The sequence below is a fragment of the Gudongella sp. DL1XJH-153 genome, from assembly GCF_049310905.1.
Classification (GTDB): domain Bacteria; phylum Bacillota; class Clostridia; order Tissierellales; family Tissierellaceae; genus Gudongella.
In genome coordinates this window covers 1-25,384 of the sequence record NZ_JBMEMN010000027.1, presented here as the reverse complement: position 1 = coordinate 25,384, position 25,384 = coordinate 1, and the positions used below count along the sequence as shown (strand labels likewise).

The 25,384-nt window shown below is 37.0% G+C and carries 22 protein-coding genes, 3 tRNA genes and 2 other annotated features; of the genes, 23 read left to right on the top strand and 2 right to left on the bottom strand.

Annotated elements, in window-relative coordinates:
* Positions 1–9 precede the first annotated feature (9 nt).
* The 6 genes from ACOEN1_RS10395 to ACOEN1_RS10370 all read left to right on the top strand — a co-directional run bounded on the left by ACOEN1_RS10395 (position 10) and on the right by ACOEN1_RS10370 (position 7,332).
* Positions 10–1,683: a 2-oxoacid:acceptor oxidoreductase subunit alpha gene (locus ACOEN1_RS10395; RefSeq protein ID WP_422486832.1), complete on the top strand. Its 1,674-nt coding sequence runs from the start codon at positions 10–12 to the stop codon at positions 1,681–1,683.
* 61 nt (positions 1,684–1,744) lie between these two features.
* Positions 1,745–2,368, top strand: a complete 624-nt coding sequence (locus ACOEN1_RS10390; protein WP_422486831.1) for a TrkA C-terminal domain-containing protein — start codon at positions 1,745–1,747, stop codon at positions 2,366–2,368.
* Between the two features lie 137 nt (positions 2,369–2,505).
* Positions 2,506–4,143, top strand: coding sequence for a M20/M25/M40 family metallo-hydrolase (locus tag ACOEN1_RS10385; protein WP_422486830.1), 1,638 nt, complete (start codon positions 2,506–2,508; stop codon positions 4,141–4,143).
* A gap of 50 nt (positions 4,144–4,193) precedes the next feature.
* Positions 4,194–5,564: an alanine/glycine:cation symporter family protein gene (locus ACOEN1_RS10380; RefSeq protein WP_422486829.1), complete on the top strand. Its 1,371-nt coding sequence runs from the start codon at positions 4,194–4,196 to the stop codon at positions 5,562–5,564.
* A gap of 18 nt (positions 5,565–5,582) precedes the next feature.
* The gene (locus tag ACOEN1_RS10375; RefSeq protein ID WP_422486828.1) at positions 5,583–6,782 is read left to right on the top strand and encodes a M20 family metallopeptidase; all 1,200 of its coding nucleotides are present in this window, start codon (positions 5,583–5,585) and stop codon (positions 6,780–6,782) included.
* Between the two features lie 124 nt (positions 6,783–6,906).
* Positions 6,907–7,332 carry a universal stress protein gene (locus ACOEN1_RS10370; RefSeq protein ID WP_422486827.1) on the top strand — a complete coding sequence of 142 codons (426 nt, stop codon included), beginning with the start codon at positions 6,907–6,909 and terminating at the stop codon, positions 7,330–7,332.
* Positions 7,333–7,362: 30 nt separating this feature from the next.
* Here the strand turns inward: ACOEN1_RS10370 and ACOEN1_RS10365 are convergent, their stop codons facing one another.
* Entirely contained in the window at positions 7,363–8,553 is a 1,191-nt protein-coding gene (locus tag ACOEN1_RS10365) for a coenzyme F420-0:L-glutamate ligase (RefSeq protein WP_422486826.1), read from the bottom strand.
* 113 nt (positions 8,554–8,666) lie between these two features.
* Here ACOEN1_RS10365 and ACOEN1_RS10360 point away from each other — a divergent pair, with 113 nt between their 5' ends.
* The 9 genes from ACOEN1_RS10360 to ACOEN1_RS10320 all read left to right on the top strand — a co-directional run bounded on the left by ACOEN1_RS10360 (position 8,667) and on the right by ACOEN1_RS10320 (position 20,212).
* Positions 8,667–9,566, top strand: a complete 900-nt coding sequence (locus ACOEN1_RS10360; protein WP_422486825.1) for a LysR family transcriptional regulator — start codon at positions 8,667–8,669, stop codon at positions 9,564–9,566.
* Between the two features lie 78 nt (positions 9,567–9,644).
* Complete coding sequence (locus ACOEN1_RS10355; protein ID WP_422486824.1) at positions 9,645–12,125, top strand: bifunctional diguanylate cyclase/phosphodiesterase; 2,481 nt, start codon at positions 9,645–9,647, stop codon at positions 12,123–12,125.
* Between the two features lie 16 nt (positions 12,126–12,141).
* Positions 12,142–12,264 (top strand): hypothetical protein, encoded by a 123-nt coding sequence (locus tag ACOEN1_RS10350; protein WP_422486823.1) that lies wholly within the window; start codon positions 12,142–12,144, stop codon positions 12,262–12,264.
* Positions 12,265–12,360: 96 nt separating this feature from the next.
* Entirely contained in the window at positions 12,361–12,603 is a 243-nt protein-coding gene (locus ACOEN1_RS10345; RefSeq protein ID WP_422486822.1) for a DUF2007 domain-containing protein, read from the top strand.
* Between the two features lie 103 nt (positions 12,604–12,706).
* On the top strand, positions 12,707–13,864 hold the full coding sequence (locus ACOEN1_RS10340) for an iron-containing alcohol dehydrogenase (RefSeq protein ID WP_422486821.1): 1,158 nt from the start codon (positions 12,707–12,709) through the stop codon (positions 13,862–13,864).
* Between the two features lie 103 nt (positions 13,865–13,967).
* Positions 13,968–14,167 (top strand) — a binding site (T-box leader).
* 45 nt (positions 14,168–14,212) lie between these two features.
* Positions 14,213–15,205, top strand: coding sequence for a tryptophan--tRNA ligase (gene trpS, locus ACOEN1_RS10335; RefSeq protein WP_422486820.1), 993 nt, complete (start codon positions 14,213–14,215; stop codon positions 15,203–15,205).
* 155 nt (positions 15,206–15,360) lie between these two features.
* On the top strand, positions 15,361–15,897 hold the full coding sequence (pgsA, locus tag ACOEN1_RS10330; RefSeq protein WP_422486819.1) for a CDP-diacylglycerol--glycerol-3-phosphate 3-phosphatidyltransferase: 537 nt from the start codon (positions 15,361–15,363) through the stop codon (positions 15,895–15,897).
* Between the two features lie 101 nt (positions 15,898–15,998).
* Positions 15,999–16,207, top strand: a binding site (T-box leader).
* Positions 16,208–16,252: 45 nt separating this feature from the next.
* Entirely contained in the window at positions 16,253–18,901 is a 2,649-nt protein-coding gene (locus ACOEN1_RS10325) for a valine--tRNA ligase (RefSeq protein ID WP_422486818.1), read from the top strand.
* A gap of 9 nt (positions 18,902–18,910) precedes the next feature.
* Positions 18,911–20,212: a bifunctional folylpolyglutamate synthase/dihydrofolate synthase gene (locus ACOEN1_RS10320; RefSeq protein ID WP_422486817.1), complete on the top strand. Its 1,302-nt coding sequence runs from the start codon at positions 18,911–18,913 to the stop codon at positions 20,210–20,212.
* Here ACOEN1_RS10320 and ACOEN1_RS10315 read toward each other — a convergent pair.
* The gene (locus ACOEN1_RS10315; RefSeq protein WP_422486816.1) at positions 20,205–20,747 is read right to left on the bottom strand and encodes a DUF4364 family protein; all 543 of its coding nucleotides are present in this window, start codon (positions 20,745–20,747) and stop codon (positions 20,205–20,207) included. The two genes, ACOEN1_RS10320 and ACOEN1_RS10315, sit on opposite strands and share 8 nt — an antisense overlap.
* A 320-nt stretch (positions 20,748–21,067) precedes the next feature.
* Here ACOEN1_RS10315 and hpt point away from each other — a divergent pair, with 320 nt between their 5' ends.
* From hpt to ACOEN1_RS10275, 8 genes are all read left to right on the top strand, one after another.
* On the top strand, positions 21,068–21,589 hold the full coding sequence (gene hpt, locus ACOEN1_RS10310) for a hypoxanthine phosphoribosyltransferase (protein WP_422486844.1): 522 nt from the start codon (positions 21,068–21,070) through the stop codon (positions 21,587–21,589).
* Between the two features lie 70 nt (positions 21,590–21,659).
* Entirely contained in the window at positions 21,660–22,622 is a 963-nt protein-coding gene (locus tag ACOEN1_RS10305) for a type II CAAX prenyl endopeptidase Rce1 family protein (protein WP_422486815.1), read from the top strand.
* Between the two features lie 16 nt (positions 22,623–22,638).
* Entirely contained in the window at positions 22,639–23,382 is a 744-nt protein-coding gene (locus ACOEN1_RS10300; protein ID WP_422486814.1) for a class I SAM-dependent DNA methyltransferase, read from the top strand.
* Between the two features lie 17 nt (positions 23,383–23,399).
* Positions 23,400–24,287, top strand: a complete 888-nt coding sequence (hslO, locus tag ACOEN1_RS10295; protein WP_422486813.1) for an Hsp33 family molecular chaperone HslO — start codon at positions 23,400–23,402, stop codon at positions 24,285–24,287.
* A gap of 46 nt (positions 24,288–24,333) precedes the next feature.
* Positions 24,334–24,409 (top strand) — tRNA-Phe (locus tag ACOEN1_RS10290).
* Positions 24,410–24,436: 27 nt separating this feature from the next.
* Positions 24,437–24,511 (top strand) — tRNA-Gly (locus tag ACOEN1_RS10285).
* A 7-nt stretch (positions 24,512–24,518) separates the two neighbouring features.
* Positions 24,519–24,592: transfer RNA gene (locus ACOEN1_RS10280), tRNA-Cys, on the top strand.
* A gap of 60 nt (positions 24,593–24,652) precedes the next feature.
* Positions 24,653–25,384, top strand: a 732-nt coding sequence (locus ACOEN1_RS10275; protein ID WP_422486812.1) for a DUF6873 family GME fold protein, incomplete at its 3' end; no start/stop codon positions are given.

Below are 25,384 nucleotides of genomic sequence, written 5' to 3'. Positions count from 1 at the left end.
GGGTAAGGAATGGATTATACGATATTGATTGGAGGCGCCGCTGGACAAGGAATTGAGACCGTGGTACTTCTTCTTGAAAAAACAATTAAAAGAAGTGGCTACAATGTATTCACCTACAAAAACTACATGTCCATGGTTCGAGGAGGACATAATTTTATGCAGGTTAGGTTTTCGGACAAAGCTATTTCAACTTACTCAACAAAGGTTGATATGATATTTGCCATGACAGCTGAGACTGTTGATTTCCACAAAAATAATCTCAAAGATGACGGTGTGATAATTTTAGATGAAGATTTTTACAAAGAAGATGGTTTTATGCAACTTCCATTTAAAAGGCTTGCAAAAGAAATCGGGAATGAAAAGGTTGTACCGACAATCGGATTCGGAGTAATTGGTCGATACTTTGGTTTGGACAAGGATATTGCAGGTAATGCATTGAAAGAGACATTTAAAGATAAGGTTCTACAGTTAAACCTGGAAGCTTTGGATAAGGGATTTGATTTGACTGAAACCCATATACAGCTGGATAAAAAAGAAGATAATAATATTATCATAAATGGAAATCAAGCCTTGGCAATGGGAGCAATTGCTGCTGGAGTAAAATATTATTGTGGTTACCCAATGACACCTTCAACAAGTGTTATGAGTTATATATCAGGAAAGTCAAGGGAAATGGGAATTGTAGTTGATCAGATAGAAGATGAGGTAGGCGCATTGAATATGGCATTAGGTGCAAGCTATGCTGGAACTAGGGCAATGACAGGATCTTCAGGCGGTGGATTTGCTTTGATGGTTGAGGCTCTAAGTCTTTCAGGAATACTAGAGCAACCCGTAGTTGTTGTAAATGCACAAAGACCAGGGCCTGCCACAGGTTTATCTACAAGAACTGAACAGGCTGATCTAAGGTTTGTAATTCATGCCGGACATGGTGAGTTTCCAAGAATGGTAATTACCCTAAGAAATCCGGAGGATGCATTTTATCAGGCCGCAAGAGCTTTCAACATTGCAGAAAAATATCAGATACCAGTTATTTTAATGACTGAAGAATATCTAACAGATTATATGATGACAACAAAACCATTTGATTTTTCAAGAATAACAATTGAAAGAAATATTGCTGAACCTGAGGGAGGAAATGTTGAAAGGTACAAGCGATATAAATATACGGAAACAGGTGTATCACCTAGATTATTGCCAGGTAAGACAAGAGATACAGTGGTTCTGGTAGACAGTCATGAACACAATGAGTACGGAAACATTGATGAATCGATTGAGACCAGAAATGCTATGATGAGGAAGAGAATGAGTAAGCTTGAAGGTCTTAGAGATGAGCTGATGGAACCAGAGCAATTAGGTGTTGATAACCCTGAAGTTCTTTTAGTGGGTTTTGGAGCCACACATGGTGCATTGCTTGATGCAGTTGAAAGACTCAACAGTGAAGGTTTATCTGTTGGCGCACTTGTATTTGGAGATATTTGGCCATTTCCTGATAAGTTAATAAATTCAGTAGGTATGAATGCAGATAAAATAATTACAGTTGAACAGAATATGACAGGGCAGTTGGAGAGCATAATTCTTGAAAAGACAAGACTCCAGATTTATGACCGAATATTAAAATATGACGGAAGAGCAATAAATGGTGATGAAATAATCCAGAGACTCAATACAATTCTTGATCGTTGATTGTCTGATGAAGCAAATCATGGTAAAATAGTGTTCAAGAAAAGTTAAAGAGGTGTTGAGAATGGATGATAATCATTCAAGTCCAAGGTATGAAAAAATAGCACTGGATATTGCAAATGCCATCTACAAGGGTCAGTATGAAGAAGGAGAAAAACTCTACGGCAGGTCAACCCTTGCTGGCACCTACAATGTGTCTCCTGAAACCATAAGAAGGGCAATTAAGATACTTGAAGATGTTGGTGTGGTAGAGTCTTCCAAGGGTAGTGGTATTACAATTCTTTCAAAGGATAAGGCATATAAGTATATCAACAGATTTAAAAATATTGAAAGTGTAACCTCTTATAGAATGAAAATAATGGAGCTTGCAGAAAAAAAGCAGGAAATTGAGGATGAAATTCTGGAGATCATTGATAAAATTATTGAAAGAAGCAGTATATTGAGTCATACTACAGCACTGACTCCGTTTGAGCTGGAAATTACTGATAAATGCAGGATTACGGGGAAGTCAATTGGTGAAATAAATTTCTGGCAAAATACCGGTGCAACAATTGTTGGAATAAGGCGAGCTGATGAAACTATTCTATCGCCTGGGCCATATGCTGTAATTAAAAAGGGCGATATTCTTCTTATTATTGGGGAAGATGAGGTTTTTGAAGCAGTAAAGATATTCATAGATGAAGATTAAATGTTGAAATAAAGAGCTCTTGATAGTTAAATATCGAGAGCTCTTTATTTGACCGATGTAGTAAAGTTATGTATAATAAATATTAAGTGTTAATATTTTAATAATTCAAAAGAATTCCAATACTTGGGAGTGATATGATGAACAAGAATGAACTGAGAGAATTATTTTATGAACTAGTAGAAATTCAAAGTGATACAGGTACTGAGTTAGAGAAGGACGTTGAGGCTTTTATCCATAACTGGCTGGGTGATCTTGACTACTTCAAGGAGAATCCGGAATTGTATGGGAAATATCAATTAAGTGATGATCCACTAGGACGATCAGTGGTTTGGGGACTTAGACGAGGAGATGGACCGGGTACAGTAATATTATTGCATCATCATGATGTAGTAGATTCATACGATTATGGAAGACTAAAAGACTTGGCATACAATCCTGAGAAACTTATAGAAAAAATTTCCGATGCTGATATCAACCAGGAGACAAGAGATGATCTTGAATCAGGTAAATGGATATTTGGTAGAGGGACAGCAGACATGAAAGCTGCTGGAGCAATACATATGTTATTACTAAAGGATTATTCGGAACTTGAAGAATTTAATGGAAATTTACTGTTTTTATCAGTACCTGATGAAGAATCTCTTTCTCAGGGTGCCAGAGAAGGAGCAAGCCTTCTAAAAAAATTGAAGGATAAGCATGGACTTCAATACCTAATGTGCGTGGATGGAGAACCTCATGAGAGAGACGAAAAGGGCAGGGCGATTTTCTACGAGGGATCTGTGGGGAAAACCATGGTTGTAGTTTATGTAAGAGGAAGAAAAACTCATCTTGGTCATATATTTCAAGGACTGAATCCTTCACATGTGCTATCAGAAATTGTAACCTCAACAGATATGAATCCTTTGTTCTCCGATGTTGTAGAAGGTGAAGTGTCACCTCCACCATCTTGGAGCTTTATGAGGGATACTAAGGAACAATACGATGCTTCAATACCAGAATCAGCCGGTGGTTACTTCTCTGTGCTTACACTGACACAAACACCCAAAGATATTCTTGAAAACACACGAAGATTAACTATTAAGGCATTTGATACTGTAATCAAGAGAATAAACGAACATTACAGCAGATTCAGGATTATGGGTCATCAGCCAATTGAAAGTCTACCATGGAAATCAAATGTCATGTACTTTTCAGAAGCTTATCAGCAAGCTCTGGAGGATTCTGGAGATGAGTATCTAAAAGCCTATGACAAAAGAGTGGAAAAGATCATAAATGACATAGCAGAAGGAAAGACTAACATACCAGATAGTACTTTGGATCTCATAAGTTTGACTATCGATTTTATGAATGACAAGAATCCAAAGGTTGTAATAGCATTTTCACCACCTTATTATCCTCATATTGCAAATCTTGACTTCAAGGACCTATCGGAGAAAGCAAAGCATCTAGGACTTCATCTCATTCAATATGCCAAGGAAGAGCTCGGCCAATGCTATGCTAGAAAGCATTATTTTATGGGAATCTCCGACCTGAGTTACGTAGCTCTAAATAACAGCGAATCAGTAGTACCATATATAGAAAAAAATATGCCCCATTGGAACAAGACCTATTCAATCCCATTTAAGGATCTTGAGGAAATTTCTGTTCCAATAATCAATATCGGACCATGGGGTAAGGACTATCATAAGTTTACTGAGAGGGTATTAAGAGAAGATTTATTGGAAAATACCCCTAAGTTGACTAAATTTGCAATTGATTATCTATTATCATCATGATTTTAGGTGCCACAGGCATTTAAGATAAAAAAATCAAGAGGAGGTATTGTATGGAAGCAATTATTAATTTTGTAAACTGGATTACGGGTATTGTGTGGGGATGGCCCATGCTGATCACACTTGGTCTGGGAGGATTTGTACTGTCAGCAAGACTTGGATTCTTTCAGATTCGTTACTTCCCGTACATAATCAAGCAGACGTTCGGGAAAATGTTCACCAAAGCAGAGAAAGGTGAAGTATCACCATTTCAGGCTGCAACAGCTGCACTAGCTTCAACAGTAGGAGCATCTAACATAATAGGTGTACCTGCAGCAATAATGTTTGGTGGACCTGGAGCCATTTTCTGGATGTGGGTTATGGCCCTGATGGGAATGGGATCAAAGTTCGTTGAAATCGTACTTGGATTTAAGTACAGAGAAAAGAATGAAGAAGGCGAGTATGTTGGTGGACCGATGTATTACATGAAAAAAGGTCTTAAGATGCCATGGCTAGGATCATTCTTTGCACTGATGCTAATGCTTGAGCTTATACCAAGTATTATGGTTCAGGCAAATTCAGTATCCGCTTCAGCACAGGAAGCATTTGGATTAAATCCAATAATAACAGGTGTTGTAACTCTTATTCTAGTAGGACTTGTTGTTGTTGGTGGTATCAAGAGAATTGCAAGCACTACTGAAAAACTGGTACCATTTATGGCGGGAGCTTACTTTTTAGCTGCAATGATCATAGTGATAGTAAATATCGCAGAAGTTCCTAGAGTATTTGGTCTTATCTTTGGGAGTGCTTTTACACCAATGTCAGCAGTCGGTGGATTTGCAGGATCAGTAGTTGCAGCATCAATCAGATGGGGAGTAGCAAGAGGCGTTTATTCAAACGAAGCTGGTATGGGTACTGCTCCAATGGCTCACTCCGCAGCAACTAATGACCATGCTGTTAGACAGGGATTCTGGGGATTGTTTGAAATCATAGTAGATACACTTGTAATTTGTACTACTACTGCATTTGTTGTACTTTCTACTGATATCTGGACACAGCCTGGTGCAATGGATAATCCATCAGGATTACCAGCTGCAGCATTTAACAACTTCTATGGACCTATTGGTGGTACTCTTGTAACTGTAGCATTGTTGATGTTTGTTGTATCAACTATCATCGTGGTTATATTCTATGGTGAGAAGCAGGCAGAGTTCCTATTCGGTCTAAAATTCTCAAGAGTTATGAGATATGTTTACCTTGCATCAATAGTAATTGGAGCAGCAGGCGGAGCACAGACACTTTGGATATTCCTTGATATAATGCTTGCAATGATTATATTCCCGAATATGTTCGCTTTGTTTATGCTTCATGGAGAGGTCAAGGACCTTACAAAAGAGTTCTTTACTTCCAAGGAGTACTATCTAAAGGATATTGGTAAAGCTTAAAAAGGAGGAGAATGGGGAATGATGCAGAGTGTAATTGACAAGGAAAAACTAGAGAAGCTTTTAGCCGAGCTCATCTCCATATACAGTCCATATCTAAAAGAAGAAGAAGTGATGGAGTATGTTCTTAAATGGTTCAAGGTCAGGGATATTCCCGCTGAGTACCATCGTTACTCCGAAGATAGAATACTGAAGTACAACGGCATCAATGTGGTTGGAAGATTAAAGGGTGATTCAGATGGGCCGAGGATTCTTCTCAATGGTCATGTTGATACCGTAGAAAAGACTGAAGATTGGTCAACAGATCCAACTGAACCTATAAGAGACGGTGATAAGTTGTATGGACTAGGAGCTCTTGACATGAAGTCAGGTGTTGCTGCAATTATGATGGCTGTTGAAGCATTCAAGAGAAATCATAGTAGCTTTGCAGGTGAAATAGTTTATACGATTGTATCCGATGAAGAAGGCCCATATGGTCTCGGTACAGACGCATTGATTTTGGATGGAATAACAGATGACATTGATGCAGCAATTGTTCCTGAACCAAGCAGTGGTTTTGTTGGAAAGCCTTTCCCGGTGTTATGCCTGGGAGCCAGAGGAGGCTGGAATTACTCAGTCTTCCTCAAAGGCAAGGCAGCTCATGCCGCTAACCCTGAAATGGGCTTAAGTGCCATTGTGGAGGCTTCAAAGTTGATTTTGGAATTGAAGAACACTGAGCTAATACAAGACGAAAAATTGGGGAAGGGAGACATCTGTATCATTGGAATGAATGGTGGAGGAGCTGCTTGCAGTGTAGCAGAAAAAGCTGTTTTTACGGTATTCAGACACGTAGTTCGTGGAGAATCAAGGGAGTACCTGGTACAGGAGGTTATGGATGCTGCCGAAAGAGCAGGTATCCAGGCTGAAATACAGGTTAAATTCAGAGATTCACCACATTCACTAAACGGCGGTTTTGATCCGTATATTGTTGAAGAAGACAACCAATACACCAAGCTTTTAATGGAAAGTATAAATGAGGTAACTGGTACAAGAGTTGATATCCAGTATTTCTCGAGCATAGGAGATTTCAATTATCTGGGTACGAGAGCCGGTATACCTACATTTGTATTTGGACCAAGTGGTGAGAACTACCATACTGCTGATGAATACGTCAACTTAAACAGTGTAGTGGAGACATCAGAGGTCATATACAAATTCCTCGAAAAGAATTTGATTAAGTGATTAATAGATCCGGTGGTTAACCATCGGATCTATTTTTTTAAATATAGCCTTTCAAATAGTATATTATTTATAATTAAAGGGTATATGATAAAAAAATAATACAAGTTTACAGGGGGCGAACAATATGAAAAGAATCTTGGTACCTGTTGATGGATCAGAAAACTCAGTTAAGGCACTGAATAAAGCCAAAGAAATTGGATTGTTAAATAACAGTGAAATACTCATTTTGACTGTTGTAAACAGTCAAAGGGACAATCCTTACATTATAGAACAGGATTATACATCGGAACTAAGCAAGAAAAACATAGAAAAGGGTAAGAAAGTTTTAGAAGCATCTCTAGATGTAATTGGTGATTATCCTGGAAATGTTGAAACGATGCTTAGAAACGGAGATGTTGCAGAAACCATAATTGATATTGCTGAAGATGAAAACTATGATCTTATTGTGATGGGTAGAAGAGGCGCAAATATTTCATCAAGGTCATTGCTTGGAAGTGTTTCAAACAAGGTTCTTAACTATGCACCGAAATCTGTTATGGTAGTAAAATAGGCAGCCCGTTGGGCTGCCATCTTATGTCTATTATTTGATATAACTGTCAAAGTAGCCTTGGATAAATATGATTGGAGTTCCCTTGTCACCACTTCCTGAAGTCAAATCTGATAATGATCCAATCAGATCAGTTAATCTTCTAGGGGTAGTGCCTTGAGAAACCATTTCACCAACCAGCGAATCGTCTTTGTTTCTGATATAATCAGAAATAGCTTTTTTTAGTTCTGTTCCTTCAAGATGACCAAAATCATTATCTGCAAGATATTTAAGCTTGACTTCAGAGGGAGTACCATCTAAGCCCTTTGTGTAAGCAGGTGATACCACAGGATCAGCTAATTCCCATATCTTACCTACAGGATCCTTAAATGCACCATCACCATAAATCATAACCTCTACAGTTTTTCCAGTAATTTCCTTTATTTCTCTCTGAATTTTCTCAACAATTGGCTGACCGTCTCTTGGAAATAGTTTTATTCTGTCTTCAGAGGATTTATTGGATCCAAGAAGTCCATATTCTTGGTTGTAGCCGCTTCCATCAAGAGGGACATTCAAAATATCATCAAGACCATATATTTTTTGACCACCATATTTCTTCAAAAGTCCTTTGGTTCTAAATCTAGTGTGGATGTCACAAGCGATTACATTTTTTGTAAAGTTCAAAATTGTTAGCGGATTATTTGAAAATATAATTTCAAAATCTATATTGTATTCTTCCATGATTGATTTGTAATACTCAATATAGTCTACACCAGTAAATGGGTGTTTTATATAGCCGAAGTAGTCTCTAAATTGCTTTTCAGTCAGTACATCTGTCCATGGATTTACACCTTTAACATCTAGAACATCCATATCAACAAGATGATTCCCGACTTCATCAGCAGGATAGCTTAGCATAAGATATATTTTTTTTGCCTCTTTTGCCAATCCACGGAGAACAACAGCGAATCTATTTCTACTTAGAATAGGAAATATAACTCCAAACTCGTCGTCACCAAACTTTTTAACAACATCTTCTGCAATTGAATCAATCGATGCATAGTTTCCCTGAGCTCTTGCCACAATTGACTCTGTTATTGTTATAATATCCTTGTCCTGTATGTTATACCCTTCATTATCAGCAGCTTGTACAACTGTATCTACAACAACCCTGGCAATGTCGTCGCCTTCTTTGATTATAGGTGCTCTAAGACCTCGGACTACAGTACCCACCATTCTTTCCACAAAGCATCACTCCCTTTTTACATAGGTTTATTTATCACTTTACGTAAAGTATATTTTATTTTATGATATAAGTAAAATAAATAATAAATATAAGGGTAATAAGGAGGGGTTATATGAGAACTAAACTGGATCCATATAGGATATTCAATGAGGTTGCCGTAGAAAGAAGCTTTTCAAGAGCTGGGAAAAAGCTATTTATCAGTCAACCGGCAGTAAGTCAGATTATATCTCAGCTGGAAACTGATCTGAAAGTAAGATTGTTTACGAGGACACCAAAGGGTGTAGTTCCGACCAAGGAAGGTGAACTTCTATTCGAATATGTAAATGCTGGAATAAATCTCATTGAGAAAGGGGAAAAAAGACTCATTGATAGCAAGAATCTTTTTGAAGGAGAGCTTAGAATAGGAGTGGGAGATACAATAGCTAAGTATTACCTGATTGATTATCTTGATAAATTCAATGCTATTCATCCTCTGGTTAAGCTAAGGATTATAAACAGGACAACAATGGAACTGACTGCCTCGTTAAAATCAGGGGAAATTGATATTGCTGTTCTAAATCTGCCAATAGATGATACTAACCTTGAGACAATACGGACTAAAAAGATTCAGGATATACTGGTGGCAGGAGAAAAGTTTGAGCATCTTAGAAATAAGAACATAGATTTCATTGAATTGCTTGAATATCCATTGATAATGCTTGACAACAGATCAAAATCAAGGGAATATATTGAAGACTTTCTAAATTCTCAAGGAGTTAGCGTTGAACCTGAAATTGAGCTAGGTTCACACGATTTATTGCTTGAGTTGGCACGAATTGGATTAGGTCTTGCATTTGTGGTAGAGGAATATTCCAATACTTATATAGACAGCAAGGAAGTATTTTCCGTAAAAACAAGTATGAAAATACCAGGTAGAAGTGTAGGAATTTGTCACCTCAAGGGTGTAAGTTTATCTCCGGCTGCTGAGAAGTTCGTAAAAATACTTCTTGATACAGTTGACCACATAGACTAGAGCGGCAAAAAATGTGATTGAATAGAGGATATGGGTATAAGTAACCAAATATACAAAATGGACTAGATGGAGGCTCCCATGAATTTTAGAGACGATACTTCTAATGATGATAATGGATCTAAAAAACTTAAAAGCAAGTTGGATTACTACAATAAACTACAGGCAGGAATCAGACCACAGTATGAAAGTGCAAGATTAATCTTGATTTATGTTGTTATTGGATCATTGTGGATAGTTTTTTCTGATATAATACTAGTTTATCTAGCAGGAGATATAGCTTTATATCAACGCATGCAAACTTTCAAGGGGTGGTTTTATGTCATTTTTTCTGGAATGATTTTCTATTTCATAGTCAAGAACAGAATGGAACTTTTCAAGGATGCATCTGAGCAGCTTTACAAAGGATATGTACAGCTGGATTTATCACATAATGAACTTCGCAGTGCAAAGGACGAGCTTCAAGAAAAATATGATCAGCTAAACTACTACCAGAATGAACTTGAGGAAAGCCGGTTGAAATACAACCTGTCAATACAGGGAGCAAATGATGGAGTCTGGAATTGGGATATAAAAAATGATATATATAATACATCAACAATGACTAAAGAGAATTTTGGATACACCAAAGAAGAGCAGGAATCCATAGATACCATCTCTAAGTGGCAGAGCCTTGTTCATCCTGAAGACCTTGCCAAAGGAAGAAAAAAATTATATGAATATGTCGATACTGGTGAAGATATTTACGAAAATATTTTTAGAATTAAAACTGCCAGTGGTGAGTACAGATGGATACTTAGCAGGGGCAAGCTAATTAGGCAAGAAAATGGAGAGCCAATGAAGTTGGCAGGTTCACATACCGACTTGACAGAACAGATGATATTACAGGAGAATCTTCATCAGGAAAAGGAACTTGTAGAAAGTATATCAAGAGAAGCTCCAATTGGAATTTTAGTCTGTGACAAGATGGGAATCGTCACAAAAATCAACAATTATGGTGAGAAGCTTCTTGGGTATGAGGAGATTGAAATACTAGGCAAGAACGCATATCAGATTTTTATCGATGAGCAAGAAAAAAGTGAGCTCAACAGGCATCTTGAACAGGTATTTCTCGGGCATTCAATGAGAAATATTGAAACCAGGATAGCTACAAAGTACGGAGAAGTAAAGACAATCCTATGGAGCAACAGTTTTCTTCACGATATGGACGATGAAATTACTGGGCTTGTATTTGTAGGAGTTGATATCAGTGATCGTAAAGAACTGGAGGAGAAGCTTGAAAGACTTGCATATTTTGACCCTCTAACCGAAATGTCCAATAAAGAAAAGTTCAGAGAAGACACAATAGATTTGATTTCTAATAATCAGAAGATAGAAAATCCATTTGCAATGGTATATTTGGATATTGATAATTTTAAATTGGTCAATGACACAATGGGTCATGCTGCAGGCGATGAACTGATAAGACATATTGGGTACTCAATGATTTCAGTTGTAGGGACAAAAGAGAGAGTGTACAGATTCGGAGGAGATGAATTTGTAATACTGCTAGACAATACCTCTGAAACAATGCTTGGCTTAAAAATCAATAATATTATGGAAAAAATACGTGTACCGTGGCATTATAATGAACATACTTTTCATATTTCCGTCAGTGCTGGAGTTGCTGTTTATCCTCACCATGGTGAAGATTATGAACAGCTAATGCAAAATGCTGATACCGCTCTTTCATATGCAAAGGATAAGGGTAAGAACATATTTGTTGTATATGATAGAGAGATGAGAGAACAAGCCTGGAACCATATTCAATTAAGCAATGACTTGAGAACTGCCCTGGAAAGAGATGAATTCAAACTCCACTATCAGCCACAAGTAAACTTGTCAACAGGAGAAATAGTTGGTGTAGAAGCATTGATTAGATGGAATCATCCTGTCAAGGGGAATATTCCTCCTGCTGATTTTATTCCATTTTCAGAGGAAACAGGGCAGATTGATAAAATCGAGGAATGGGTAATTGATACAGCCTGTAGACAAAGCAAAATATGGTATCAGGATGGATACAAGAATATTTCAATTTCGATCAACATATCCGGGAAAATGCTCGGAAGAAGTGAGTGGATTGATAGAATTCAAGAGTATATTTTGGATTGCAAAAGTTATGGTAGAATAGTATTTGAAATAACTGAAACTGCAATCATTTCAGACCTGGAGATAAGTCTTGTATCTTTGAAGCAAATTCATGATTTAGGAATTAAGTTAGCACTGGATGATTTTGGGACCGGATTTTCTTCCCTAACTTACCTTCAAAAACTTCCCATTGATATAATTAAGCTTGATAAGGATTTTATCTGGGAAATTGGCGTAAATGAAGGAAAGGAATTTATAATCAAGGCCGTAATTGATCTTGCTCACAATCTTGGTATGAATGTAGTGGCTGAAGGAGTTGAAACTGATGAGCAGCTTCATTTCTTAAAGGCCGCAGGATGTGATTATGCCCAGGGATATTTGTTTAATAAACCCATGAATGCTACAGATGTAGAGAAAACATTTCAAAAGTTATAACACAGGGGATTTGCCCATGGTAAGCAATCTAAAAAAACTTACGGTTGAAAATATGCATATGGCTGCTCACTATAAAATGACAATTTTACAAAGAGAGTTAAACCAGAGTGTTGTAGGTTCCAGTGGAATGATGAATTAAGTACAAGTATAGAAAAATCTGATAATAATATGTACAAACATAAAATTAGAGATTAGAGATGATAATACCTTGAATATTACGGATGGAGGTAAAAAAATGACAGATAGCATAGACCTTGTTGTCTTAAGAACGGTTGAAAATGAATTTGAAATGAATATGATTACAGCAATATTAAAGGATAATGGCATCCCTTTTATAGTCAAAAACAAAGGATCTGGAAGTTACATGAGGATAATTACAGGAAGTTCACCTTTTAGAACAGATATAATGGTGGATGAGAAAAGCTTTGAAGAAGCGATGGAACTAATAATTCCAATAATTGGGGATCAGGAGATTTAGTAAAATTGAGATAAACTCTTTGTATCTTGGGATCGACCCCGGATAACACCAAGGGTCGATTCTTGAAAAAAATTGAACATATGTAAGGATTGGGGGAAAAGTAATGATAGAAAAATTTGATTTTGTATTGCCCACTAAAATAAGATATGGAGCTGGCTCACTAAAATTACTTGGTGACGAACTAAAAAAGCTGGATGCCAGAAAAATCATGATAATTACCGACAAAGGCATAATGAAATCCGGATTGATGGACAGACTGACAGATTTATTGAATGATGGAGGTTTTGATTACCTTATATTCGACGATATTGAACCTAATCCAAAGGATTATAACGTTGAGAAATGCGCAAATGAAGCAAGGGATAATAAGGTGGATACTTTTGTGGCATTTGGAGGGGGCAGTCCCATGGATGCTGCAAAGGGTGCTTCAGTACTAGTCAAGCAAGGTGGTAGAATCAAGGATTATCAAGGTAAAGACAAGATTGGAGAGAACTGCATACCCTTGATAACAATACCTACAACAGCAGGAACAGGTAGTGAGGTTACTTTTTCTTCAGTTATCACTGATACAGAGAAAAATTTCAAATTTACAGTAAAGAGTCCTCACATTGCAGCAAAAACAGCTATTGTAGATCCTGAATTAACTCTTAGTGTTCCCCCACTTATAACTGCATCAACAGGAATTGATGCCTTGACTCATGCCATTGAAGGTTATACTGCAAACTGTACTGAACCAATAGCAGAGGCAATAGGTTTATATGCCGTGGAATACATATCATCGAATATTTTAGGAGCAGTTAAGAATGGAAATGACCTCCAGTCCAGGGATGGAATGATGATAGGTAGCTTAATGGGAGGATTATCTTTCAGCCATTCAGATGTAGCTTCAGTACATTGTATGGCCGAAGCTCTTGGTAGCATGTATGATGCACCACATGGTCTTTGTAATTCAATATTGCTGCCGTATGTGATGGAATATAATTTGCCCGAGTGTGAATTTAAGTATGCCCGAATTGCCAGAGCAATGGGTATAAAGGGTCACAATGACAGGGAAACTGCCGAAAATGGTATTGAATATATTAGAAAGCTTTCTAATGATATAGGACTGCCTGGTCTCAGTTCATTGCAAATCAGTCCAGATGATTTTGATGAATTAGCAGAAATGTCAGTAAAAAATGGTTCAAATCAGAGCAATCCAAGATCAATTGATAAAAATGCTTACAGGAAACTCTTTATAAAAGCATATGAAGATATGAGATGATGTGTTTATTACAATAAGTTGTTTGCTGGTTTTTAGTTGATTAACCTATACTAAAATTATGTATTTTGTGTTTACAAACTAGAACAATATAGTATAATATGACATATATACTTTGATGGAGAATAGTAGTTGCTAAAAAACCTTTTAGAGAGTCGATGATGGTGTAAATTCGACAGGTACAAGCAGTGAATGGGCTCTTGAGTTTTGTCTGAAAAAGTAGGACAAGGTAATCCCACCTTACAGGGAGCAAAGCTGGCAGAAATGCAAGAAGAGTGGCAACGCGGAAAACCCTTCGTCTCTTATTAAATGAGATGAAGGGTTATTATATTATCAGAGAGGATGATCAAAATGGAAAAGAAGATTGTATTTAGCGGTGTACAGCCTTCAGGAGCGTTAACAATAGGGAACTATATAGGCGCTTTAAGAAATTTCGGAGAATTGCAGGATGAGTTTGATTGCAATTATTGCATCGTTGATATGCATGCCATTACAGTACCTCAGGTTCCTAAGAACCTTAGAAAAAACACTCTGGATGTATTGTCAATGTATATGGCATGTGGGATTGATCCGGAAAAATCGACTTTGTTTGTTCAGTCTCACGTTCCTGCACATGCAGAGTTATCGTGGGTCCTTAATACCATAACCTATATGGGGCAACTAAATAGGATGACACAGTTCAAGGAAAAATCGAAAAAGTCCGATGAAAATCTTAATGCAGGGCTATTTACATATCCTGTCTTGATGGCTGCAGATATATTATTGTACCAGACTGATTTTGTACCTGTAGGTGAAGATCAAAAACAACATCTTGAGCTTGCCCGTGACCTTGCGGAAAGGTTTAACAATAAATACAGTGACACATTTGTAGTTCCTGAACCATTAATCAAGGAATTTGGAGCGAGAATAATGAGTCTTCAGGATCCTACTTCAAAAATGAGCAAATCAGATAGTGACGAAAATGCATTTATTCTTCTTCAGGATAATAAGGATAAGATTTCAAAAAAAATAAAACGAGCAGTAACAGATTCAGTTGGAATTGTCAATTACTCTGATGACCAACCTGGAATTAAGAATCTTATTAATATCTATTCGGTGCTGTCAGGTAAAGAAATTAATGATATTGTTGATATGTACAGCGGTAAAGGTTATGGAGTGTTCAAGTCTGAATTAGCTGAGGTTGTTGTAGAAGCGCTTGATCCAATTCAAACCAAATACAGAGAGTATTTGGATAGCAAGGATTATCTTGAAAAAATCTATACTGAAGGCGCACAAAAGGCTGAAGCCAAGGCGCGTAAAACACTGAGAAAAGTTTATAAGAAGATAGGTTTTATATCAAGATGATAATCTCAATAAATTGACATCAGCATTATACTCTTTTAAGAAAATTAAAGTCAATGAAGTAAACTAAATATTTAGCGTGTTCACCCTCAGGGTACAAATAGAGTAAAATAACGCTAACTTAAGATATTATGCTGTTCTAGACAAGGAGAGAGAATATGACATTACCTAACATGATTACCGTATTCAGAATAATTTTGGTTCCTGTGTACATTAGTTTGTTTTTTTCAGATATAGATAATAAAGTATTTATTTTGGGAATGATATTTATGATAGCAGGAGTATCAGATGTCCTTGATGGATACATAGCAAGAAAATATAATCTGATAAGCAAACTTGGATCCGCTCTTGATCCATTCGCAGACAAGCTGATGAGTTTTACTGTACTGATAACTTTTACAATAATTGGCTTAATACCATTTTGGATTTTGATTCCAATGATTCTAAAGGAAGTAATTATGATAACCGGAGGTATAATACTATACCTGAAGCATGGAAAAGCTGTTATACCTTCAAACATATATGGAAAGGTAGCGACATTTTCTCTTTATGCTGCAATTCTATCGATTATTATTAACATTAATATGATTGTATCAATGCTGCTTTTGATTATTACAGTATTGCTTAATATTGTTGCTTTCATTATTTACTTGAAAATATTTAGAAAAATGCTTCTTGATGAAAAAAGTCAGTAGTTTTTATAAGAAAGTAATTATAAAAATTAAAGTTATCATATGAATGTTATGTGAGGAAGACATTGACAAAGCGTCTAATTATAGCTATAATTGTGACTATATATTTTGTGATGAGAAAGAGGAGTAATCTGATTCTCTTAAAAGAGAATGGATTCATGGCTGGGAGATCCTAAGCAGGAATCAGATGAAGGTAGCTTTCGAACATTCAGACTGAATAGAGTAGGTCTGAACGGGATACCGTTATCTATTAATGAAGTGTCATGGCATAGCCATGAAATTAAGGTGGTACCGCGAACCCTTCGTCCTTATGTTAGTGAGGATGAAGGGTTTTTATTTTTGCCTAGGAGGGGACAAAATGAGAGAAAACTTACCAAAGAATTATGATCCAAAGGAGTTTGAAGACAGGCTTTATGGGTTCTGGAATGAAAACGGCTACTTTACTCCAGAAATTGACGAGACAAAAAAGCCTTACACTATAATGATGCCGCCACCAAATGTTACTGGTAGTCTTCATATGGGACATGCATTGAATAATACAATACAGGATATATTGATTAGGTGGAAACGTATGGAAGGATATTCTGCATTATGGCTACCAGGGACTGACCATGCAAGTATATCTACTGAGGCAAAAGTTGTAGAAAAGATAAAATCAGAAGGAAGAAGCAAAGATGAGCTAGGTAGGGAAGGCTTCATCAAGGAAGCATGGGAGTGGACTGATCTTTATGGGGGAACTATAAAAAACCAGTTAAAAAAATTGGGAGTTTCATGTGACTGGACCAGAGACAGATTTACTCTAGATGAGATGCTCAGCAATGCTGTTGAAGAGGTATTTGTTAGGCTATATGATAAAGGCTTGATTTACAGAGGAGATAGAATAATAAATTGGTGCCCAAGTTGTCACACGGCAATATCAGATGCTGAAGTGGATCATGAGGATTCACACGGACATCTATGGCATGTAAGCTACCCAATAAAAGACAGTGATGAGACAATAACAATAGCAACAACAAGACCAGAAACGATACTTGGTGACCTTGCAGTTGCTGTTCATCCTGACGACGAAAGATATGGTCATCTAGTAGGAAAGACAGTTATTCTACCTCTTGTAGGAAGAGAGATACCAATTATAGCTGATAATTATGTAGAAATGGATTTTGGAACAGGTGCATTAAAAATCACGCCATCTCATGATCCTAATGACTTTGAAGTAGGAGAGAGACATGGTCTTGGACAGTGTGTTGTAATTGATGAAGATGGATTTATCAACGAGAATGGAGTAGAGTTCAAAGGGCTTGAAAGATTTGAAGCAAGAAAAGCAATTGCTGATAAACTTGAGGAACAGGGTTATCTTAAGGAAGTTAAGGACCATGAAAATGCAGTTGGTCATTGTGAGCGATGCAAGACCATAATAGAGCCAATAATATCGAAGCAATGGTTTGTAGAGATGAAACCTTTGGCGAAGCCTTCTCTTGAGGCTTATTACAACGGTGAAATAAATTTTGTCCCCGAAAGATTCGGCAAGGTATATGTTCATTGGCTTGAAAACATTAAAGATTGGTGTATATCAAGACAGCTTTGGTGGGGTCACAGATTACCTGTGTATTATTGCGATGATTGTGGAGAAATAATAGTATCGAGAGAAGAAGTTACAAGCTGTTCTAAATGCAAGAGTAAAAACATCAGACAGGAAACCGATACTCTTGATACATGGTTTTCCTCAGCTCTTTGGCCTTTTTCAACGCTGGGATGGCCTGAAGAGACAGAAGACCTTAAGTATTTCTTCCCGACTGATGTGCTTGTGACAGGGTATGATATTATATTCTTCTGGGTTATCAGGATGATATTTTCAAGTCTGGATCAGATGGGCGAACTTCCTTTCAAGGATGTATTTCTGACAGGTCTGGTAAGGGATGCACAGGGCAGAAAAATGAGCAAGTCACTGGGTAATGGTATTGACCCTCTAGAGATTATAGATGAGTATGGAGCAGATGCTCTTAGGTTTACCTTGATTACTGGAAACACTCCAGGTAATGACATGAGATTTTATACTGAAAGGGTGGAAGCAAACAGAAACTTTGCCAACAAGCTTTGGAATGCTACTAGATTTGTATTAATGAACCTTGATGAAGATATGGGAAAAGCTTCTCTTGAAGGTCTGAAGCTTCAGTCCGAGGATAAGTGGATTCTTACAAGGCTGAACACCGTTATTGGTGAGGTACAAGATAACATGGACAAATATGAAATTGGACTGGCTGGTCAGAGGATGTATGATTTTATTTGGGAAGACTATTGTGACTGGTATATTGAGATGGTTAAATCAAGATTGTATGGAGACGACAAAGACTCATCAAGAACAGCACAGAACGTTTTGGTTGTTGTTTTGATGGAAACACTCAAGCTATTGCATCCGTTTATGCCTTTTATAACTGAAGAAATTTGGCAGCATCTACCTGAGAATAGCGAAGCATTGATTGTTGAATCTTGGCCAGTTGCTGACAGTAGCTTTATTTTCGAAAAAGAAGCAGAAGAAATTGAGTTTATTAAAAGAGCAATAAAGGGAATTCGTAATGCCAGAGCAGAAATGAATATTGTTCCATCTAAAAAATCTAAACTGATTTTCGTTCTAGATGATAAAACAAAGGAAGCGGTAATTGAGAAAGGAAAACTGAAATTCATGACATTGGCAAGTGCTGAGGATATTATGTTTATTGACGACAAAAAGTCTTTAGGCGAGGATAACATATCTGTGGTACTCGATGGATGTGAAATCTATCTTCCACTAAGTGATCTAATTGACTTTGACAAGGAAATTGAAAGGTTGGAGAAGGAGAAGGCAAAACTTGAAGATGAGATAAAGAGAGTAAAATCAAAGCTGTCAAACGAAGGGTTTGTTTCTAAAGCTCCAGCCAAGGTAGTAGAAGAAGAGAAGGCAAAACAAGCCAAGTATTCACAGATGTTGCAAAATGTGGATGAAAGACTTGAATCTATTAGAAAGCAGTAGGAGGAAGCAATGAAATACGAAGAGGCTCTTGCCTATATAAATGATAAAGAAAAGTATGGATCAAGACTTGGTCTTGATTCCATAAGGACGCTATTAAAACATCTAGGTGACCCGCACAAAGGGATGAATTACATCCATGTTGGGGGTACTAATGGCAAAGGATCAACTTCAGCATACCTGGCACAATGTCTAAAGGAAGCAGGTTATAGAACTGGTCTCTATACATCACCATACCTTGAAAGGTTTACCGAGAGAATTCAAATTAACGGAGAGGACATTCCCCAGGAAATTCTTGGGGAAATTACCTCAAAGGTTAAAGCAGCTGCCGATAAAATGGTTCAGAGTGGTCTGGAGCATCCTACAACATTTGAGTTGGTTACAGCCGTGGGATTTGAGTATTTCAGCAGGACCGCGGTAGACTTTGTTATACTTGAAGTAGGACTTGGTGGCAGATTTGACAGTACTAATGTAATTGAATCATCAATTGCATCGGTAATAACTACAATTGATTATGACCACACCGATGTTCTAGGTAAAACACTTGCAGAGATTGCATATCAAAAGGCAGGCATTATTAAAGAAAACGGGCTGGTAATATCCTATCCTCAGGAAATGGAAGCAGAGCAAGTTATAAGAAAAGTTGCGGATGAATACAATGCTGATTACGTTAAAATGCCTGCTGATAATTTAGATTTAAAGAGTAGCACGTATAAAGGAAGCGTCTTTGATTTTGAATATAAGGGGATAAAATATCAGAATTTGAAAATTGAAATGCTGGGGGAGTATCAGATTATGAATGCAACTCTAGCGATTACAACTCTCATTGAATTGAAGGATAGAGGATTTGTTGAATTTTCAGAAGAACAACTAAGAAATGGTCTTTTAAGAACAAGATGGAAAGGACGCTTGGAGGTTATTGCAATAGACCCAATCTTTTTAATTGATGGAGCCCATAATCTACAAGGTGTAAGATTATTGGCCAAGTCAGTGGAAATGTTCCCATATAAGAGGCTTATACTTGGTATAAGTGTTCTTAAGGACAAGGACTATACTCATATGATTGAAAAATTGGTCCCATTGGCTTCTGAGGTTGTAGTTACGGAGGTAAGTATGCCCCGTAAACTAGCAGCGGAGCTTTTGGGTGAAGAGGTTAGAAAGTTAACACCTAACGTTCATGTGGAAAAGACCTTGGAAGGTGCTGTTAGAAAATCGATTGAGCTGGCAGACAAGGATGACATGATTCTATTTGGGGGATCTCTATATATGATTGGTGAAGTTAGGTATCATGCGATAAACCTACTATCTAGATAGTAGGTTTATCGTCTATTAATAGTTCGATTATTGATTTATAATAGTATTCAGGAGAATTCTCCCACTTATGCATAAGCAAAGTTGCCTGCTCTTCATTTGGTACACTGATGTATAGACTGAAAACAGTCTCTCCCTGCTCAATAAGTTTTAAATTAACATTTATCTCTCCATTGTCTCTTGGATATAAAGTTGCTTCAGTTTGGACGGGGACTGGGTCACCTAAAGAATCAAGGCTAAAAATGCTATGGACTTTGGAAATTATCGAATCTGTAATCTTGGATTCAAAATAATCCAGACTTTCAGTTCCACTTTCCTCTAGAACCAATAAAGAAGTATGATCATTTTCCTCAATCCTAATAAAAGATCCATCAGAAAGTTCAGAGATGTATTGTTGAATTATAAAAAAATTCATATTGAAATTGTCAATCAAGAGTTCTGCAATTCTTTCCTTTGATAATGGTTCAGGAGATACTTTAAGTATATACAATAAGAGAAGCTTTTGTTTTGCAACATCTTCAGAATTGTTTTGAAACATTTCTACACCCCTTTGAATATGAGATTAATTGATTATATCATAAATAGTAGTCTGATGAATAGAAAGCTTGCTTTATGCTGATGCATGTTTTTCGATGAGTTATCTTTAATAATCAAGGGTATAAGGCAATACAAGAGCATTAGAGAATTATTTTTAAATAAAGGAATGGTTATTTTATGCAAACACAGTTGCTAATAGGAGTAATTATATTTATAATAGTTGTAAGTCTTCAATTGACTTTGAATTTGATATTGAGGGAATTAAGGGAATTGAAGGATATATTACGCAATAAATTCAAGTAGGAGGGAGAGAACGGCTTGATAGACAACAAAAAAGAAAAAATCTTATTTTCGAGAGATGAAATTGACAAAAGAGTTAGGGAATTGGGACTAGAATTAAGCGAGATATACAAGGACAGAGATTTGGTGATAGTGTCTTTGCTAAGAGGGAGCTTTATTTTCACAGCTGACTTATCCAGAGAATTGAGTATTCCAGTGGAAATTGAATTTATGACGACTGCAAGCTACGGAAATGAAGAAGTTTCGTCAGGGATAGTAAAAATCCTTCAAGATGTAAGAGGTAGTCTAAAAGGCAAGGACGTTTTAATAGTTGACGATATTATTGATACTGGACATACACTTAAAAAAGTAATTGAACATCTGGAAGAGAAGGAACCTGATTCAATAAAGGTTTGTGTTATGCTTGATAAACCAAGTAGAAGACAGGTAGATCTTGAACCAGATTATGTTGGTTATGTAATTCCTGATTTATTTATAGTTGGATATGGATTGAATTACGGGGATTATTTTAGGAATATTCCTTATATATTTACATTTGAGTAATTATATCACCTACAGGGAACTGTAGGTGTATTTAATGGATAGTGATTCATAAAAGATAGGATGTGGATTAATGAGGATTAGGAGTTCACCAACAATAAATGAAGTCAATGTTCTGTTCCTTGCATTGGGACTTTTGCTTTTGGTATTCGGATCAATGGCGCAGCAAAGAGATCTGTATACTGGGGTTTTGATAACTGAGTATATATTCATTTTACTTCCAAATATTATCTATCTCAAGCTTAGGGGATTCTCATTAAGAGAGGTATTGGGACTTAAGTCTATTTCAATAAGACAAGCAGTTCAGATAATCTTTATAATGATATTTGCTTATCCAATGGCAGTCTTTCTTAATTATATCGTTATTGTTATGGTTAATTCAATGAGTCAAGCTATGCCAATAGGGGTGCCTGTTCCAACAAATCTTAAGGAATACATAATTGGATTGCTTGTAATTGCTGTTACTCCTGGGATCTGTGAAGAAGTTATGTTCAGAGGAACAATGCAAAGCGCATACAACAGAATTGGTGATAAGAAGGCTATTTTAGCTACAGCGCTTCTATTTGGACTGTTTCATTTTAATCTCCTCAACCTTCTTGGTCCATTTTTTCTTGGGATAGTACTGGGTATAATAAGGTCTAAGACCGGCAGTTTATATGGTTCTGTATTAGGCCATACAGTCAACAATGGAATTGCAATAACAATAGGATTTGTTCTAACAGGACTAAATGAAAACTTAAGGAATATTACGGAACAAGCTCCCGTAATGCCTGAAGGTATGCAGATGATTGTTACATTGGTAGTTCTGGGTGGTTGGGCTCTTTTTTCATTCGTGGTCTTGTATTTGTTATTGAAAAATCTACCGGAATCAAATAGAGAAATTGAAGCCGAAGATGATTATGAACCTCATGAGGAAGACCTAGTGGATCGACCAGAAGAAATAGAATATGATAGCGAGAGGTTTCTATGGGCTCCAGTTATTATCATTGCAGGATTATTTATATTTTTGAATTACAGATACTTCTTTCTATTATAAAGGGACGTGGGAAAATATGGCTAGTTATGGAAGTTTTGCTTCATTGTATGATGTACTTATGGATGACTTTGATTATGTTGCCTGGAGTGGTTATATACAACGCATATTAAGTAAAAATGGTATCGACCATGGTATAATCCTTGAGATGGCATGTGGTACGGGAAGTCTTACTAAAGAATTGCTTGACCTTGGATATAGGGTAGATGGATTTGACTTATCAGAGGAAATGTTGGCAGTAGCCCAGAATAAATTATCAAAGAATAAAAAACTGAGACTTTTTAATATGGATATGACGGAGTTTAAAATGGATAGAAAATATCAAGCCATTGTAGCAGCTTGTGACAGTATCAACTATATCCTAAGTGAAAGTTCTCTTAAGGAGACTTTTAGGAGGGCTTATGATCATCTTGATGATGGTGGATTGTTAATATTTGACATAAATTCTGAATATAAACTGCGAGAGATATTGGGCAATAATATCTTTCTGGAAGACAGAGATGAAGTTTTTTACACCTGGGAAAATCAATTTGATGAAGATACCGATATATGCAATTTCTATCTTACATTCTTCCACTCAAATGATGGAGAGAATTATAAAAGGTTTGATGAGGTACACAGGGAGAAAGTGTATTCAATTGAGACAATTATCAATTTGCTAAGAGATGTTGGGTTTGTTGAGATAGAAAAGTATGAGGCCTTCGTTTTTGAAGATGTGAAGAAAGAAAGTGAACGAATAAATTTTGTTGCAAAAAAGAAATAGAAGGTTAAGGTGATTTAATGAATGATTATATGATTAGAGGAATGGACAGAGAAGGACGATTAAGAGCTTTTGTAGCAAGAACTACAGGAGTAGTGGATGAAGCAAGAAAAATACACAATACATCGGCTACAGCCACAGCTGCAATCGGCAGGCTTTTAACTGCAGGACTAATTATGGGTGCAACAATGAAGAACGACGATGACCTCATGACTTTAAAGGTTTCCGGAGACGGGCCTGTTGGAACTCTTACAGCAGTTGCAAACAGCAGAGGAGAGGTCAAGGGATTATTGGATAATCCTGCTGCTGACGCTCCTTCCACTGAAGATGGTAAATTGGATGTTGGAGCTATTGTAGGGAAAAATGGTACTTTTGTATCAATAAGAGATATTGGGATGAGAGACCCATATGTTGGACAAACCAGCCTTGTTTCAGGTGAAATAGGTGATGATATTGCAAACTTTTACAGTGAATCAGAACAGATCCCAACAGCTGTAGGCTTGGGGGTATTGGTTGACAAGGACTTATCCTGTAAAGCAGCTGGAGGGTTTATCATACAGCTTATGCCCTTTATCACTGATGAAGAGATAAGTATGATAGAATCATCATTGAAGAAGGCAAGACCTCTTTCAACTTTGATTGATGAGGGATATACACCAGAGGAGATCATGAATGAATTGTTGTCTGAATTCAATATGGAAACTACAGAGAAGATAGATGTCAGTTATACATGTGATTGTTCATTTAATAAAGTTGAAAAAGTCCTGATTAGCCTTGGAGAGAGTGAAGTCCAGGATATAATTGATGAGGATGGAGAAAGTGAAGTAGTTTGTCATTTCTGTAATACAAAATATCATTTTTCAAGGGATGACCTGCAGAAAATCCTGTTGACAATCAAGGATAAATAATATATACTAGCTATTGTGGCATTGGCCAGGAATGGTATGAATACTAGCCCAGATAGCTCAGTCGGTAGAGCAGTGGACTGAAAATCCACGTGTCGCTGGTTCGATTCCGGCTCTGGGCACCACAATGGTTTTTAATAGAATAATGGCATGCGGGAGTAGCTCAGTGGTAGAGCATCGCCTTGCCAAGGCGAGGGTCGCGAGTTCGAATCTCGTCTTCCGCTCCAGAAATATGGCGGCATAGCCAAGTGGTAAGGCAGAGGTCTGCAACACCTTCACCCCCAGTTCAAATCTGGGTGTCGCCTCCATAATGAGATCCTTCTGTTAACTCAGAGGGATTTTTTCTATAGCAAATAATATTGAAACAGGTGATTAGAATAGTGAAAAATCCATATGCACCAGATAAGAGAGTTAGTGTTGCAATAATAAGCAAAGATTCACCGCTTGATGTTTTCAACTCGCTTGAAGAGCTGGGAATCAAGGCTATCCCGACAATACCATCCATGATTCTACAACCATACCTTGCAAATCACCCAGATATGGTACTTACGCCATTGGGTGATGGTTCAGTGGTTGCAGCACCATCCGTATGGGATTATTATAATTTGGAGCTTTCAAAATTTGGGATAAAGGTTATAAAAGGCAACGTAGAACCAAGTGTTCAATATCCTGATGATATTCCTTACAACGCAGCATTTCTTGAAAACACTCTTATACACAAGTTGGATTATTCAGAGAGAGTTATTTTGGAATATGCTGATAAATTTGAAATGTTAAAGTTAAATACAAAACAAGGGTACTCAAAATGTTCTCTTGCTATAGTTGATAATAGAAGTGCGATAACATCTGATAAAGGGATGGCTAAATTGCTTAATGCCAATGGTTTTGACTTGCTTTTAATTGAGCAAGGCTACATAGATTTGCCAGGGATGAAATATGGATTTATAGGTGGAGCTACAGGACTGTTATCTCCGAAAGAAATGGCAATAACTGGCACTCTGGAAAGACATCCTGATAAGGGTAGAATAGAAAAGTTTATTTCACAAAAGGGTATCAGCCTTATCTATCTTTCAGCCAAACCTGCAATTGACATAGGTACA